This window comes from Halostagnicola alkaliphila, from assembly GCF_055379965.1.
Window position 1 is genome coordinate 2516441 of sequence record NZ_AP043826.1, and the last position, 15085, is coordinate 2531525.

Annotated in this window: 11 protein-coding genes and 1 tRNA gene; 5 read left to right on the forward strand and 7 right to left on the reverse strand. The window is 61.1% G+C overall.

Features of this window, described 5'->3' with window-relative positions:
- Positions 1 to 64 precede the first annotated feature (64 nt).
- The 4 genes from ACZ5C7_RS17855 to ACZ5C7_RS17870 form a co-directional block, all read right to left on the reverse strand.
- Entirely contained in the window at positions 65 to 679 is a 615-nt protein-coding gene (locus tag ACZ5C7_RS17855) for a hypothetical protein (protein WP_464377622.1), read from the reverse strand.
- Positions 680 to 1121: 442 nt separating this feature from the next.
- Positions 1122 to 1460, reverse strand: a complete 339-nt coding sequence (locus ACZ5C7_RS17860; protein WP_464377623.1) for a hypothetical protein — start codon at positions 1458 to 1460, stop codon at positions 1122 to 1124.
- Between the two features lie 497 nt (positions 1461 to 1957).
- On the reverse strand, positions 1958 to 2713 hold the full coding sequence (locus ACZ5C7_RS17865) for an MBL fold metallo-hydrolase (protein ID WP_464377624.1): 756 nt from the start codon (positions 2711 to 2713) through the stop codon (positions 1958 to 1960).
- Positions 2714 to 2786: 73 nt separating this feature from the next.
- Positions 2787 to 3524: a fumarylacetoacetate hydrolase family protein gene (locus tag ACZ5C7_RS17870; RefSeq protein ID WP_464377625.1), complete on the reverse strand. Its 738-nt coding sequence runs from the start codon at positions 3522 to 3524 to the stop codon at positions 2787 to 2789.
- A 409-nt stretch (positions 3525 to 3933) separates the two neighbouring features.
- Here ACZ5C7_RS17870 and ACZ5C7_RS17875 point away from each other — a divergent pair, with 409 nt between their 5' ends.
- Complete coding sequence (locus ACZ5C7_RS17875) at positions 3934 to 6261, forward strand: PQQ-dependent sugar dehydrogenase (protein WP_464377626.1); 2328 nt, start codon at positions 3934 to 3936, stop codon at positions 6259 to 6261.
- Between the two features lie 49 nt (positions 6262 to 6310).
- Here the strand turns inward: ACZ5C7_RS17875 and ACZ5C7_RS17880 are convergent, their stop codons facing one another.
- On the reverse strand, positions 6311 to 7159 hold the full coding sequence (locus ACZ5C7_RS17880) for a sugar phosphate isomerase/epimerase family protein (RefSeq protein WP_464377627.1): 849 nt from the start codon (positions 7157 to 7159) through the stop codon (positions 6311 to 6313).
- 258 nt (positions 7160 to 7417) lie between these two features.
- On the opposite strand from ACZ5C7_RS17880, the gene ACZ5C7_RS17885 reads away from it, so the two are divergent.
- A complete protein-coding gene (locus tag ACZ5C7_RS17885; protein WP_464377628.1) occupies positions 7418 to 9724 on the forward strand; it encodes a PQQ-dependent sugar dehydrogenase in 2307 nt (768 codons plus the stop codon).
- A 128-nt stretch (positions 9725 to 9852) separates the two neighbouring features.
- On the opposite strand, the gene ACZ5C7_RS17890 is transcribed toward ACZ5C7_RS17885, so the two are convergent.
- On the reverse strand, positions 9853 to 10812 hold the full coding sequence (locus tag ACZ5C7_RS17890) for a UbiA family prenyltransferase (RefSeq protein WP_464377629.1): 960 nt from the start codon (positions 10810 to 10812) through the stop codon (positions 9853 to 9855).
- Positions 10813 to 10926: 114 nt separating this feature from the next.
- The gene (locus ACZ5C7_RS17895; RefSeq protein ID WP_464377630.1) at positions 10927 to 11727 is read right to left on the reverse strand and encodes a TatD family hydrolase; all 801 of its coding nucleotides are present in this window, start codon (positions 11725 to 11727) and stop codon (positions 10927 to 10929) included.
- Positions 11728 to 11977: 250 nt separating this feature from the next.
- Here ACZ5C7_RS17895 and ACZ5C7_RS17900 point away from each other — a divergent pair, with 250 nt between their 5' ends.
- From ACZ5C7_RS17900 to ACZ5C7_RS17910, 3 genes are all read left to right on the forward strand, one after another.
- Positions 11978 to 13210 carry an inositol-3-phosphate synthase gene (locus ACZ5C7_RS17900; RefSeq protein ID WP_464377631.1) on the forward strand — a complete coding sequence of 411 codons (1233 nt, stop codon included), beginning with the start codon at positions 11978 to 11980 and terminating at the stop codon, positions 13208 to 13210.
- Positions 13211 to 13271: 61 nt separating this feature from the next.
- Positions 13272 to 14627 (forward strand): alkaline phosphatase family protein, encoded by a 1356-nt coding sequence (locus tag ACZ5C7_RS17905; protein WP_464377632.1) that lies wholly within the window; start codon positions 13272 to 13274, stop codon positions 14625 to 14627.
- A 160-nt stretch (positions 14628 to 14787) separates the two neighbouring features.
- A tRNA-Glu gene (locus ACZ5C7_RS17910) sits at positions 14788 to 14862 on the forward strand.
- The last annotated feature ends 223 nt before the right edge of the window (positions 14863 to 15085 follow it).

Genomic DNA, 15085 nt, shown 5'->3' on the forward strand with positions numbered 1-15085 from the left:
GACCTAGCGTCTGAATCACCGCGGGTAATAATCAATTCTTGGAGGGTAGAACTGATGAATATCATCATACAGGCTCAGCAACAATTTCATACTCTACGTCAGCGGGTATGAGCACTTCGAACGTGGCTTCAATTTCCTTGTCCTCACCTACACTTTCAAGCTTGCGAGGCGGTTCTTCCACATCATATCCTTGAGTATCTCTATACTCAAGTCTCAACTCTATCTCTCCAGCGCTACCAATATTTTTGAATATCGCTCCGTGAGAAGCTGGAAACGGTATAATACCAAATTCTATCTGATCCCACTGTGGCTGTTGTTCATTAGTAGCAGCGATTGACATCTCTCGCCTTTCATCTTTACTAAAATAAAAAGACCTCCCTACGTCAAAACTTCTATCTAAGTTGGGCGTCTCCTGAAAAGGATAGGGAACCCCGGGATTAGGTACTGTCTGATCACGAAAATACCATAATTCTACTCTAATGTTACCCTTCTCTCTACTGTTATGAATTGTTCCAGAATACTCGCTTTCATCAACAGTAGCAGACACCGCTCTTGGATCTGGAACAACAAATTCCTCAAATTCCATTTCTGGCTTGCTTGACCCAATGCACCCAGCCATTCCACCAATGCTTGCTGCAGTTACCCCGGAGAGAAATTCTCGCCGCTGCAAATCCTTCATGTATATCTAATGATGAGACAAGACTGTCATTTAGACATAATGGCCATTCAAATGTCATCAACTAAATAAACATCTGGAGAGATTTCTGCTCTACATTCACAAACTGGTTCTTGACAGGTACTAGGTAGATACAATTTTCTACGTTATCGACACTCTCCTGGCCATGTATTACGACCAAGTATGATGGAGTGTTTGGAGATAGAATTGCAGTAAGTACACTTAGTGGTCAAGAGAAGTTTTGCAAGTGGCGAGGAACTTGCTAACCCAACATGAGGGACAGAGCTGGATACGAGAGTTGTCTGTCGTCACCGAACTCACAAAACGTAGTTCAAGTACTATCTGTACTTACCGCGACTTTCACTCACAGAACAAACTAACGTACCGAGTTACGATCTTCTGGTACCGACGACCCGCGTAATGCCGACGGCCTATGGCTCGAGTCTTACTCGAGCAGGTCGCTCTCGACCCGACACCCACAGGGATACGCGTTGTGGTGGGTCGGGACGAGTTGGACGACCGCCGTGACTGGGAGTTCACAGTGCGGGCACTCGGGATGGGACGACGGGCTTTCGTCGGCCACCCGAACACCCATATTCGTCACGACGAGCGACACGCCGCGGACCTCGAGGCGGACCTCGACCGCTTTGCCACCCGATTCGACCAGTCGTGCGAGCGCTTCGGGATCGAACTCGCCGGCAAGCTGGTATGAATCTCGAGGGACGCCCTGTTTCTCGAGCGTTCGGACGATGTCCACAACCAGACTGTCTGTCGGTGCGGTCATCGCTTGTATTCACCTCCGAGCTCGTGAGCGGCGGGTAGCTGTACTCGACTTCGATTCATCTGTCGGACGGGATGTTTAAGCCCGCGGAGAAGCAACCGTATCATGGCAACTGACCCGTGATGGGTTCGGAAGCCACGTCTCGGGTGTCTCTACCACCCGGGGCATTTCAATACGAACGCCCCCTTCCGTGGAGTTTTGGCTTCCATTTGATCCAACGTTCTGTAGTGTCATATAACTACTGTTTCCAGGGAGAGATAATGTCGCTTCGGGAGGGGTGTATACACGTGAATGTGCCAAACTGTGTAACAACAAGCGCTACTGTGTTGGACAACACGACTGACGCTGGCAACAGGGATTCCACGTCGTTCGCGGATCGCTGATCGCGACTCGCGAGCAAGCGCGCGCCACCGCACGTGATTTAGCCGGCATGGTGCGGTAAATCCTTGCTCTGTACAGACTATGGGTGTCAAGCTCGGTCTAAAACCGAAACTGTTCAACTATCTACGATGAGGAGTTCCGTTCTGCGGATGAACTCCCTCGAGGACCACAGGAACGTTCCGACTCGCCACGTCGACGACGAACGCTTCCGCGTCAACCTCGAGCGATTCGTCCATATCGTACTGGATCGGACAAACGAGACGGGGTTTCATTCGCTCAGCGAGGGTTGCGGCCTCGTGTCTGTCCATGGTGTCGCCGCTGCCGATGGGCGGGAAGAAAACGTCGACATCTAACTCCTCGTGGTACTCGAGGGCGTCCGTATCCCCCGGAACGAACGCCTGCACGCCGTCGATGGTGACCGCGTAGCCACATCCCTCTCCGTCGGGATGGTATGGCGATCCGTCTTCGCGGGTGTGGGGACCGTCAGGTTTGTTGTACGCCGGCGTCGTAAACAGATCGAGCGGGCCGAGCACAAACGATTCGTCGGCGCGGACCCGCTCGACGTCGTATGAAAGGGCCGACGGATGCTCGACGGTCCCGCCGAGTCCGTCCTTTTCGCACCGATCGTCTCCCTGGCCGTCGATAGACTCGTGAATTACGACCATCGCGTCGTCGCGAGCGGCTCGTCGGATCGCGTCGGGGTCGTAGTGGTGTTCGTGGGTCACCAGAATCAAGTCGCCGTCTCGCGGCTCTGTCTCCTCGAGTGCACTCCGCCGAGTCGGATCGACGTAGATAACTGCGCCCGTCCGTCCCTCGAGTCGCACGGTCGCGTGGCCGAGCCAGTCGATCGTCACCGCGCCGTAGCTGACGGTCATGCGCGGTCGTTCGTTCGACGCGTCGAAAAACGTTGGTTTCGCCGATGGCGCTCGGTCGGCTCTGGCAGCCCGTTCAGGGAATTCGAACCGAATGCGAGAGCGTCCCCACCCCTTCGACTTCGATTTCGACCTCGTCGCCGTCCGAGAGCGCACCAACGCCTTCGGGCGTTCCGGTCGCGATTACGTCGCCTTCCTCTAAGGTCTGGTAGGCCGTGATCTCGGCGATCAGTTCCGGAATCGGGAAGATCAGTTGATCGAGCGAGCCGTCCTGTTTCAGCTCGCCGTTGACTCGCGATTGGACCGCCGCGTCGTCGGGCACTTCGTCCGGTGTCGCCAGAACCGGTCCGAGTGGTGCGGCGCCGTCGAAGGCCTTTCCGCGAACCCAATTTCGCTCTTCGGACTGGTCGTCTCGATTCGAGAGATCATTGACGCAGGTGAAGCCGGCGACGACGTCCATCGCGTCAGATACCGGAACGTGTCGGCACTGCTTCCCGATGACGACGCCGAGTTCGGCTTCGTGATCGATCCGGTCTTTTCCCGCCGGGACGGTTACCGTGTCGCCGTGGCTCGAGACCGCGTTCGGCGGTTTCAAGAAGAGCATCGGCCGATCCGGGAGATCCGATCCCATCTCGTCGGCGTGGTCGGCGTAGTTGCGTCCGATACAGACGATTTTCGAGGGCTCGGTCGGCGAGAGGATGTCGATCTCCTCGGCGTCGAAATCGTAGCTCTCGTTCGCGAAGTGGATGGTTCCGCTCTCGAGTTCGCCTCGTCGAACCGCACCGGCCGGATCGCGGAATCGGACGTATTTCATGTACGCTGGAGTTCGGTGTAGGGATAGAAAAACGTTGAGAAGCCGGACGGTGATCGTCGACAGGAGTTCGGTCGGTGGGTAAGACCCGCGTTTTCGGGGACGGAGATAATTGTATGCACCGCCTGACGACGACTCAATCCGGCTGTGTGTGACGAAAACCAGCCGTTAAATCGATGAATCGTCCATAGCGGCGCTGTTACTCGTGAAATCGTTAGTGTATCTTATTGGCGTTCCCGCAGACTGAGCGCGTAGGACGGGTGGATTCGCGGCGGGACGACCGGGTGATCGAGTCAGGGCGAGACGACGATTCCACGACTGTCCCGGATCCGGCAGTGCGAACGCGATTCCAATTCGGCGCGAATGCGGTTTCAGTTGCATGCGTCGCCCGTCCACCACTTCACGAGAGACCATGAATCCACCAACCGAACGTACGAACAGCGAGCACGCCAGGAGCACGGCACAGACGCGACGAACAGTTCTTTCGGCGTTGGCAGCCTCCGGAGCCGCAGCCGGCCTCGGAAGCGTCGTCAGCGCACAGGAAGACGAACCCGAAGAGATCATCCTCCTCGGCCCGACGCCGGGATGGATCGGCGTCGAACCGGAGGAAATCGAAGACGAAGAGAATCCGACCCTCGAGTTAGAGGCTGGACAGACCTACGAAGTAACGTGGGAGAACCCCGACGGATTGCCTCACAACTTCGCCATCCTCTCGGCCGACGGCGAGCAACTCGTCCGGAGCGAGATCATCGAAGAAGCCGGCGAGGAACAGACCGTCGAGTTCGAGGCCACCGAGGAGATGGCCGAGTATTACTGCGAGATGCACCCCGATACGATGCGAGGCGACCTCGTGATCGGCGACGCCCAACCGGAAGACGAGGATCCGGAACCGCTCGAGGATATCCCGGTCGCGGGCAACTTCCCCGAGGGCGAACGCATCGGTCTGCAGCGGGTTGCGGAGGACTTGCCCGGATTGACCGGCATGGAGTACATCGAGGGCGACGAGCAAGACCGGAACTTCATCGTCACCCAGACCGGTCAGGTCTATATCCACTACGAGGACGAAGCGGCGGTCGACGACGACCTCGACGAAGAACCCAACGACGTTGCGGACGACGAGTACGAAACTGATAACGAAGACGACCTCGAGGAGGGCGAACCGGCGAACGGCGACGACCTCGAGGAGAACGGGGAGGAACAGCCTCGAGATCCCGAGGAGGACGAAGAACCAGTCTTCGAAGACGACGAAGACGAAATCGAGGAAGACGACGATGTCGCGGTCGACGACGAAGACGGTCTTGATGACGATGACGAGGAGGACGACCTCGACGACGAGGCGGAGCCGGACGTCGCGACGCCCGACGATATGGAGCTGTTTATCGACCTCAGTGACCGGATCGTCGATCTCGGTATCCTCGACCTACAGGACTACGACGAGCGCGGACTCCTCGGGCTGGCGTTCCACCCCGACTTTCAGGAGAACGGCCAGTTCTACGTTCGGTATAGCGGCGAACTACGCGAGGGAACGCCGGAGGACTACGATCACACCGATATCCTCGCGGAGTTTCAGGTGAACGACGACGGCGAGGCAGACCCCGACTCCGAGCGGGTCCTGATGGAGATCCCACAGCCCCAGGACAACCACAACGGTGGCGCACTCGAGTTCGGCCCCGAAGGATACCTTTACACGTCGGTCGGCGACGGCGGCAACGTCCACGACATCGGACTCGGCCACGTCGAAGACTGGTACCCCGAGAACGAGGGCGGCAACGGACAGGACACCGAAGAGAACCTGCTCGGGGGGATCCTCCGGATCGACGTCGACGCGGAGACCGACGCCGAAGCCGACGGGCCTGGCGACGGCGCGTACGCTATTCCCGACGACAATCCGCTCGTCGAACTCGACGACCAGCTCGACGAGTACTACGCGTGGGGCTTCCGGAACCCGTGGGGGATGACGATTCAGGACGACGGGACGATATTCGTCGCCGACGCCGGTCAGCACCTGATCGAGTCGGTTTACATCGTCGAGTACGGTGGCAACTACAGTTGGAACGTCAAGGAGGGGTCGATCTGTTTCAGCCCCGAGACGCCGATCGATCCGCCCGCGGAGTGTCCCGACGAGACGCCCGAGGACGTTCGGGGCGGGGAACCGCTTCGGAACCCGATCGCGGAGTACCAACACCAGCGCGGCACGGAGGCGTTCATCGACAGTTCGGTCGTCGTCGGCGGCTACCGCTACGACGGCGAGGACATCCCCGAACTGCAGGGCAAGTACGTCTTCGGAAACTGGAGTGCCGAAGGCGTCGTCGCCGCGGACGGCGAACTGCTTACCGTTACGCCGCCGGGCGACGAGCAACCCGAAGAAGTCGGGCCCTCCCCTGAGCGCTGGGATCTCGAGGAGCTGGTGATCGAAAACGCAGAGAACGAGTCGCTCAACCGGTACGTCTATAACGTTATGCGCGACGAAGCCGGCGAGCTGTACGTCCTCACGAACTCGGATTACCGCCCCGACGCCGAAACCGGGGAAATCTACAGAATCGTCCCTGAGGACGAGGGCGAAGATGTTCCGGCACCCGAAGACGCCGAAACGGTTGACGAAGACGCGATGCCCGACGACGAAGACGAAACGCCGGACGACGAGGAGCTACCCGACGACGAAGAAGACGAAGTGCTAGAGGACGATACCGAAGACGACTACGAAGAAGACGCCGCCGACGGTAACGAGAGCGACGACTGATTCCCCCGTTTCGTCCGTTCTTGGCGCGGTTCGACTCCTTTTGGCGGTGCTATACGTACTCCTCGAGCGCCTCGTAGGCCTCCTCGGCCGCTCGGTCCGGTTCGTCGGGATAGGTGTATAACTCGAGCGTGACGAACCCGTCGTAGCCGATGTCGTCGAGTGCGTCGAAAATCGCGCGGAAGTCGAGGTCGCCCTCGCCGGGGATCCGATGGTAGTGTTTCCCTCGCCTGCCGCCGACGATGTCCTCGAGGTGGACCCCGGTAATCGATCCGGCGCAGGCGTGGATGCTCTCGACGACGTCCTCGCCGTAGACGGCGGCGTGGCCGAGGTCGAGGTTGACGCCGAGAGACTCGCGGCCGACCTCCTCGATGAGTTCGAGCGTTTCCGCCGTGTTCTCGATCAACAGCTCCGGTTCGAACTCGATACCCACTTCGACCCCGTTAGCCTCCGCATACTCGAGGATTTCCGCGAGCGACTCGAGGAGTAACGCCCGAGCGTCCTCCGGGAGCGTCCCCGGAAGCGGGCGACCCGTCGCGAGACAAACCGCCGGCGCGTCCACCGTACTCGCGAGGTCTATCGCACGTTTCGTGTACTCGACGCGCCAAGTACGTGACTCTTCGTCGGCTCGGATGACGCTCGGTTCGAAAAAGGACGACGGCGGCGCGTCGTCGTAGTACCCCATCGCCGTGTTGGCGTTGATATTCGAGACGGCGAGGTCGGTTTCCTCGAGCGCTTCGAGGAGCGATGTCTGGTCGGCGTCGGTAAAGCGGGGAAAGTACGCGTGGGGCTCGTCACCGAGGATTTCGACGCCCTCGTAGTCGTACGCCCCGATACGGCGAACCGCTTCGGGGAGGGGAAATCGCGTGTAGGCGTTCGTCGAAAAAGCGAGATCGGTCATAGCGTCGATACCACGGTGAGGTATTAATTCGTTGGCCCGAAATCGCCTATTTCGTCGTGGAACGACAGGTTCGACCGGCGACACGTGACTGAACCCGCCACTGCGGCCCGATCCGTGGTCCGAACGAACGAAAACGCACAGCGAGCGGTAATAAGCGATGTATACCGCTCGAGCGGTTCCCGATCGGAGAAGTCTGCGTTTTCGTTCCAAAACGATGGCTCCGCTTATTCTTCCAGTTATCTATTGCTAACTGGCATCATGGCACAACGAAATAGCGATGCAAACAGTGAGAGCACATGGGACGGCGTCCCGTTCGCCCCGACGCGGCGGACGGTGCTGAAATCCGCCGCGGCAACGGGCGTAGCCGCGTCCTTGGCTACCGTCGGGACGGCACAGGAGGGCGAAACGTTCGAGCTTGACGGCTTTTCCGAGGGCTGGGTCGGACAAGCCCCCGAGGAGATTGCAGGCGAAGAGAATCCGACGCTCGAACTCGAGGTGGGACAGACCTACACGGTCGAGTGGACGAACGCCGACGGGACGCCGCACGATTTCGTTATTTTGAATGCGGACGGTGACGCCATCGATGGCACCGAAATCGTCACCGAACAGGGCGAGGTCGTTACGTTCGAGTTCGAGGCGACCGAAGAGATGGCGGAGTACTACTGCTCGGTTCACCCGGCCGAGATGCGCGGCGACATCGAACTGGCCGACGTCGAGGAGCCCGACCCGGACGAGGAACCCGACGAAGAGCTCCTGATCGAGAAGGGGCCGACCGTCGGCCTCGAGACCGTCGCGGAGGGTCTCGACTCCCCCATCGATTTCCAGATCGCAGACGAGGAAGCCGACCGGCGGTTCATCGTCGACCAGCCCGGACAGATCTACGTCCACGGCCCCGACGGGCTCGAGGATGAACCGTTCCTCGACATCGCGGATCGAGTCTCGATCGATGTCGACGACTTCGACGAACGCGGCTTGCTCGGCATCGCGTTCCATCCAGAGTTTCAGGAAAACGGGCGATTTTTCCTCCGCTATAGCGGCCACCGCGGGACGGTAACGCCCGCTTCCTACAGCCACACCTTCGTGGTCTCCGAGTTCCGGGCCGGCGACGACCTCGAGTCGGCGGACCCGGACTCCGAACGCCGACTGATGGAGGTTCCCGAACCGCAGTTCAACCACAACGCCGGACCGCTCGCGTTCGGTCCCGACGGCTACCTGTACGTCGCGATCGGCGACGGCGGCGACGGCGACGACACCGGGCCTGGTCACCCGGAAGACTGGTACGCCGAGAACGAGGGCGGGAGCGGGCAGAACACTCGAGACACGCTCCTGGGCGGGATGCTCCGGATCGACGTCGACACCGAGGAGTTCGGGAAGCCCTACGGCATCCCCGAGGACAATCCGCTCTACGAGATGGACCTCGAGGAGACGGAGGAGGAAGCGCCCGAAGACGAGGAAATTGACGAAGACGAGGACGACGTGACCGACGACGAAGCGATCGACGAAGACGATGTCGATGATGACGAGGAGGAACTCGAGGACGACGAGAACGGCCGTGAGGAAGAAGTTCAAGAGGATGAGGAGGACGTTGACGAAGACGACGAAAACGGTCGGGAAGATGAAGTGCAAGAAGAGGAAGACGACGGCGCAGACCCCGACGACGAGGACGAGCCGGAACTAACCGGCGAACCCGGGCACGCGGAGTACTACGCTTGGGGAATGCGCAACCCGTGGGGGATGTCGTTCACCGACGACGGCGAACTGCTCGCCGCCGATGTCGGACAGCTGCTCTTCGAAATCATCAACCACGTCGAGCGCGGCGGGAACTACGGCTGGAACGTCAAGGAGGGCGTCCACTGCTTCAGCACCGACAATCCGGGCGAGCCACCGGCGGAGTGTCCCGACGAGACGCCCGAAGACGTGCGCGGCGGAGAACCGTTACTCGATCCCGTGATCGACTACCCGCAGGAGTACGACATCCAGAACATCGGTAGCGCAGTCGTCGGCGGCCGGATGTACACCGAAGGCGGTCTCGAGGGCCTGCAGGACGGATACGTCTTCGGCGACTGGAGCGAGAGCTTCGAGGAGCCCTTGGGCAAACTCTTCGTCTCGCACCCACCAGACGGATGGGAAGAGGGGGCGCGACCGACGGACGCCGACGCCGAGTCGTTCGCCGATCAGGTTCCCGAAGGAACCGACCACCCGCTGTACGAGGAGGAGCTCTGGGAGGATCTCTGGCCCGTCGAACAGCTTCGGATCGACGCCGACGACGATCTCGTCCGCGATGAGGACGAACTCGATCGGTTCGTGCTCGCGTTCGGTCGAGACGCGGAGGGCGAGATATACGTCCTCACCACCGAGGAAAACTTCCCGAGCGGCGGCACCGGTGAAGTCCACCGTCTCGTTCCGTCCGACGAAGACCCGGAGGCTCCCGACGACGACCCCGCAGATCCCGACGACGAGATCGGGCCCGACGAGGACGATCACGAGGCCACGGACGACGATGAACCGATAGACGAAGACCCCGACGAGGATCCCGAGTCAGGAGCACAAAACGGCGATACCTAGATGGGCGGCCCGATTTTCTTTCGGAATAAACGATTCCGAAGAAGACGACGACGGAGACAATCGTCACACACGGGTTGTTCCACGCAGCGAGCTGTGTCGTGTACGGTTGTCCTACGTAACGAGCTGTGTCACGTAACGTCGAACACACGAGACAGCGCGACCGCCGGAACCAGAAAGGTGGCAGTCGCCAGCGCCCACTCGAGACCGGCGACGGCAGCGAACGCCGCGTCGAGGAGCACGAGCCCGAGGATACACGCGCCGACGGCCGGGCCGATCGTCGACGGAATCGGGTCCGCGTACGCACGGCGAAGCGGGCGACCGATCCACCAACAAAACGCTGCGGCGAATGCGATTGCCGCCCCGGTCTCCGAGGGCGGCGGCTGGATGGCGAAGAGATTCCAACCGAGGACGAGAAGCGCCGCGACGGCACCGCCGGCGGCGACGACCACGAGACGCCGGCTTCCACCCTCCGTTTCTCGAGACGCCATGAACGTGACCGCGGCGATGTAGCAGACGATGACGACGGGGACCGCGAGTGCGGTCGGGGAAAGCTCGAGAACCACCGCACCCGCGGCGGTCGTCCCCAGGAGGACGTTCAGCCCTCGAGTCGCGCCCATCGCAAGAAACCCGGCCGTCGTCTCCTTCAGCATGCCGTCGTAGCCGACGATGGCGACCGCGACCGCTCCGGCGACGGCCGCGCTCGCCCACCCCCCGATCGCAAACGCGGCGACGACGGCGACGGCCAACAGGCCGAATCCGAACCCGAAGGCGATTTCTCGAGATACGCGACCGGAGGGGATCGGACGGTCCGGTCGCTCGCGCGAATCTACGTCGGCGTCGAACGCGTCATTGAGCGTCGTTCCACCCGCGTAGAGGACCATCGAAACGACCGCGAGTCCGGCGATTGCGGGAACGGACGGTTCGTACCCGGCGACTGCGACCAGCGCGGCTCCGAGGATAACGTCCGGCGGCGCGGTGAAGAGGTTCGGAAGCCGAACCAGCTCCGCGTACGTTCCGAGCGTGCTTCGAGCGTTCGCACCTTCCGTCCCGCCGTCACCGGACTCCGTCTCGAGCCCCCCGCCGGCCACGCTACGTCCACCCGCGTTCCTCGAGAGACGACATTGCATCGCGGGTCGTCTCGACGGGCGTTTCCTCGAGGCTGTCCGATCGAAACGCGTTCGTAGCAAAGCCGAACTGCATCCTTACGGTTCGTACTCGAAGTTCGGCGACCGGTCGAAGAACTCGTAGGGGTTCTCGAAGACCACCTTTCGAACCTCCTCGCGGTCCCAGCCGCGGTCGATCATCTTATCGCGAGCCTTCGGCACGGCCAGCGGGTCGGACGGATCCCAGTCGGCCGCGCTGTTGAAGATCATCTTGTCGGTGCCGTACTCCTCGAGCAGATCGATCGCCGCGTCGTCTTCGATCTTTCCGGGATAGAGGGTGAAGCCGATCCAGCAGTCCGTTCGAGTCGAAATGTCGACCGTGTTTTCGGTGTTGTGATCGATAATGATCCGCTCTTCGGTGAGCCCCATTTCGTCGATGATCTCGACGATTCGTTCCGTTCCAGCGGGTTTGTCGGTGTGGGGCGTGTGGATGATTACCGGCAGTTCGCGGTCTTCGGCCATCTCGAGCTGTCGGCGAAACGCCCACTCCTCGTCGTCGGTCACCTGGTCGAACCCGATTTCGCCGACGCCGACGACGGGGTCGCGGTCGAGATACTCCGGCACCCGTTCGAGGACCTCCTCCGCCATGTCGCGGTAGTTCGCCTCCTTGGGCTCGAGGCCAATCGTGACGTAGTGGTCCATCCCCGCAGTTCGTTCCGCGCGGTCGGTTTCGTGTTCGATGATCTGTTCGAAGTAATCGAAGAACGCCCCGGCGTTGTGTTTGTCTTGGCCGCTCCAGAACGCCGGCTCGACGCAGCACTCGACTCCCGCTCGTCGCGCTCGCTCGTAATCGTCCGCCGAGCGCGATACCATGTGCATATGTGGGTCGATAATTCGCATATCCGTACTCCTTGTCGGCCCCGCTTTGAGGTGTGCCTTCGTTCGATCGAAAACGTACAATTTCACGACGTTTTTCACGGGAAAAGCGACTTTACTCGCGCTATGCCGGCCATAACAAAATCCGTTCGGTCCCGACCCTTCTCGAGATGCCCAGTAGCTACTCCGCGATCAGTCGCCACTTCGAATCGGCAGCGAGGAGGTCGGTCGAATTCCCTCCGAAGACCGCTTCGAATTCGCTGCGTGATCGGCGATGACTCAGCGCTCGGCGGCCGATGGTGCTTCGAACGAAGCGAATCCAACCCGAACCGGTGTTTGGCTCGTCGGCGCTCGAGGCAACGTCGCCACGCTGTCGATCGTCGGCGCACGCGCGATCGCTTCCGGCGAAACCGGAACGACAGGAATGGTGACCGAGACCGAGCCGGTTTCGAACCTCTCCCTTCCGCCCGTCGACGGCCTCGTCTTCGGCGGCCACGATATCAGTACCGACTCGCTCCTCGAGCGCGCTCGCCGCCAATCCGAACGAAACGGCGTTCCCGATGCGGAGACGCTCGAGGCCGTCGAAGCCGACCTCGAGGCAATCGACGAACGGGTGGAAGTCGGAACCGCGATCAACTGCGGTGCGGCCGTCTCCGAAGGAAGCGAGCAACTGGACGAACAACTCGCTATCCGGGAAGTGATCGAACAGATTCGATCCGACTACGCCGCCTTCGAAGACCGGCACGACCTCGATCGAGTGGTCGTCGTCAACGTCGCTTCGACGGAGCCGGAACTCGAGGATCCCGACGCGTACGAAACGCGAGCCGCGCTCGAGGAAGCGATCGACGCCGACGACCGCGAGCTTCCGGCGAGCGTGCTCTACGCGTACGCGGCGCTTTCGGAGGGCCATCCGTACGTCAACTTCACGCCCAGCACCGGTAACGTCCCGGGCGGGATCCGCGAACTCGCCGCCGAGAACGAGGTCCCGCACATGGGGCGTGACGCGAAGACCGGCGAAACGCTGGTCAAATCCGCGCTTGCACCGATGTTCGCCGGTCGAAACCTTCGTATGCTCGCCTGGGAGGGTCACAATATCCTCGGAAACGAAGACGGGCTGGTCCTCGAGGACGAGGCGAACAAAGCCGGTAAACTCGCGAGCAAGGGCGACGTCCTCGAGTCGATCCTCCCCGAGATCGAGCACAACCGCGTTCGGATCGACTACACGCCCTCGCTCGCCGACTGGAAAACCGCCTGGGATTTCATCCACTTCGAGGGGTTCCTCGAGACGGAGATGAAGATGCAGTTCACCTGGGAGGGGTCCGACTCCGCACTGGCGGCACCGCTCGTCCTCGATCTGGTTCGGCTGATCGCCTTCGCCGACGAGCACGGCGAAGGCGGACTCCAGCCCCACCTCGCCTCGTTCTTCAAAGCCCCGATCGGCGTCGACGAACACGACCTCTCGAGGCAGTTCGACGATCTGTACAGCTACGCTCAAGCGCACAGCTAACCACCTCCCCCTCGTACAACCCGCTGACCGCACCACCCGCTCACCCGTTGAGACTAGTAACATGATCGACGCTTCTGATTCCGCCGACCGCGTTATCGTCCTCGACGTCGTTGGATTACAACCCCAGCACGTCGACGAAGAACACACGCCCGCGCTTCACTCTCTTCTCGAGTCGGGCGGCCTGACGGACCTCCATCCGGAGTTTCCCGCCGTGACGATCCCCGCACAGACGACCCTCGCGAGCGGGCTCACACCCCGCGAGCACGGCGACGTTTCGAACGGCGAGTACGATCGGGAACGCCAGGAGGCCGAGCTCTGGGAGCGAGACCGCGCCGATCGAACCAGACTCTGGGAGTCCGCGAGCGACGCCGGACTCACGACCGGCGTCCTGTTCTTCCAGCACCTGATCGGTACGACGGCCGACGTCGCCGTGACGCCGTCGCCAATCGAGGACGAGGACAACAACATCCTCGAGATGAATTGCTGGACCAACCCGGATGACTTCTACGACGAGTTGCGAGCGGCGTACAACCACTTCCCGTTACACAGCTACTGGGGCCCCGGCGCGAGCGCGGAGAGCACCGAATGGATCCTCTCGGCCGCACGGGAAGCGGTGGATCGATTCGATCCCGACCTGCTCTGGGTGTACGTTCCCCACCTCGATTACGTCGGGCAGGCGGACGGGCCGTCCTCGGAGGAGTTCCTCGAAGAGCTCGCGGTCGTCGACAAGTTGCTCGAGGAGTTCCTCTCAGTCCTCGAGGCGACCGATCGCTGGGACGAGACCGCAGTGAACGTCGTAAGCGAGTACGGTTTTCACGATGTCGAGAATCCGATCTTCCCGAACCGGGCGCTTCGCGAGGCGGGGCTCGTCTCGGTCGACGGGGACGACGACGTCGACCTCTCGGCGTCGGACGCCTTCGCGCTAGTCGACCACCAGATCGCGCACGTCTACGCCGACGGCGACGCGCTCGCGGACGCGAAAGCCGTTCTCACGGAACTCGAGGGAATCGACGAAATTCTCGAGGAGGAGGGAAAGCGAGCCCACGGCGTCGACCACCCGAATTCGGGAGACCTCGTTCTCATCGCCGATCGGGATGCGTGGTTCCAGTACTTCTGGTGGAGCGATCGAGCCGACGCCCCGGACTACGCGACGGAGATGGACATCCACAAGAAACCGGGGTTCGACCCCTGCGAGCTGTTTTTCGGCGACGAGGGACTGACCACCCTCGACGCGTCGAAGGTCAGCGGCTCTCACGGCAGGGTCGACGAAGCCGCCTACGGCTGTTACGGGTTCGGCGGTCCGGCCGCGCCGGTGGTCGACGCCGACGAAACGATGGCGGCGACCGCAGTCGCACCGGCGATAGCGGAACTGCTCGATCTCGAGGATGACGTCCTCCCGGACGCTTCGGGAGACTAAGGAAGGCCTTCGGTGGCGCTCGGACTCGAGTGAGACAGGGTGCGTTACTCCCTGCCACTGGAGGCACGGAACGGAACGCTTTTTACTAGCCCCCGGCAACGATTGGGTGTAGCTTCACAAGACCGCACCGAACGATGGTACGGTGACGAAGCGACAGATCGCTCCGTTGGTGTAGTCCGGCCAATCATTTCGGCCTTTCGAGCCGATGACCAGGGTTCAAATCCCTGACGGAGCACTCTTCTGAACGAACGAAGTGAGTGAACAAAGGAGCGCACGCTCAGGGATTTGAATGAGACCAGTCGTGCGAAGCGAAGCGAGCACGTCTGGGCGTGGTTCAAATCCCTGACGGAGCAGTTCTGGCGAACAAATTCGCGAGCCGCAGTTACTGTGCGTCAGATAATTCACACACCGGGTTTGGCGGCCAGATCGAAACGCCAATTCCCGAGTAATAACAGCCT

Bases quoted from the DNA above. Each gene is read 5' to 3' on its own strand.
- ACZ5C7_RS17880 (WP_464377627.1), bottom strand. From the start codon at position 7,159: ATGACCGATCTCGCTTTTTCGACGAACGCCTACACGCGATTTCCCCTC.
- ACZ5C7_RS17865 (WP_464377624.1), bottom strand. From the start codon at position 2,713: ATGACCGTCAGCTACGGCGCGGTGACGATCGACTGGCTCGGCCACGCG.
- ACZ5C7_RS17870 (WP_464377625.1), bottom strand. From the start codon at position 3,524: ATGAAATACGTCCGATTCCGCGATCCGGCCGGTGCGGTTCGACGAGGC.
- ACZ5C7_RS17900 (WP_464377631.1), top strand. From the start codon at position 11,978: ATGACTCAGCGCTCGGCGGCCGATGGTGCTTCGAACGAAGCGAATCCA.
- ACZ5C7_RS17860 (WP_464377623.1), bottom strand. From the start codon at position 1,460: ATGACCGCACCGACAGACAGTCTGGTTGTGGACATCGTCCGAACGCTC.
- ACZ5C7_RS17895 (WP_464377630.1), bottom strand. From the start codon at position 11,727: ATGCGAATTATCGACCCACATATGCACATGGTATCGCGCTCGGCGGAC.
- ACZ5C7_RS17885 (WP_464377628.1), top strand. From the start codon at position 7,418: ATGGCACAACGAAATAGCGATGCAAACAGTGAGAGCACATGGGACGGC.
- ACZ5C7_RS17905 (WP_464377632.1), top strand. From the start codon at position 13,272: ATGATCGACGCTTCTGATTCCGCCGACCGCGTTATCGTCCTCGACGTC.
- ACZ5C7_RS17875 (WP_464377626.1), top strand. From the start codon at position 3,934: ATGAATCCACCAACCGAACGTACGAACAGCGAGCACGCCAGGAGCACG.
- ACZ5C7_RS17855 (WP_464377622.1), bottom strand. From the start codon at position 679: ATGAAGGATTTGCAGCGGCGAGAATTTCTCTCCGGGGTAACTGCAGCA.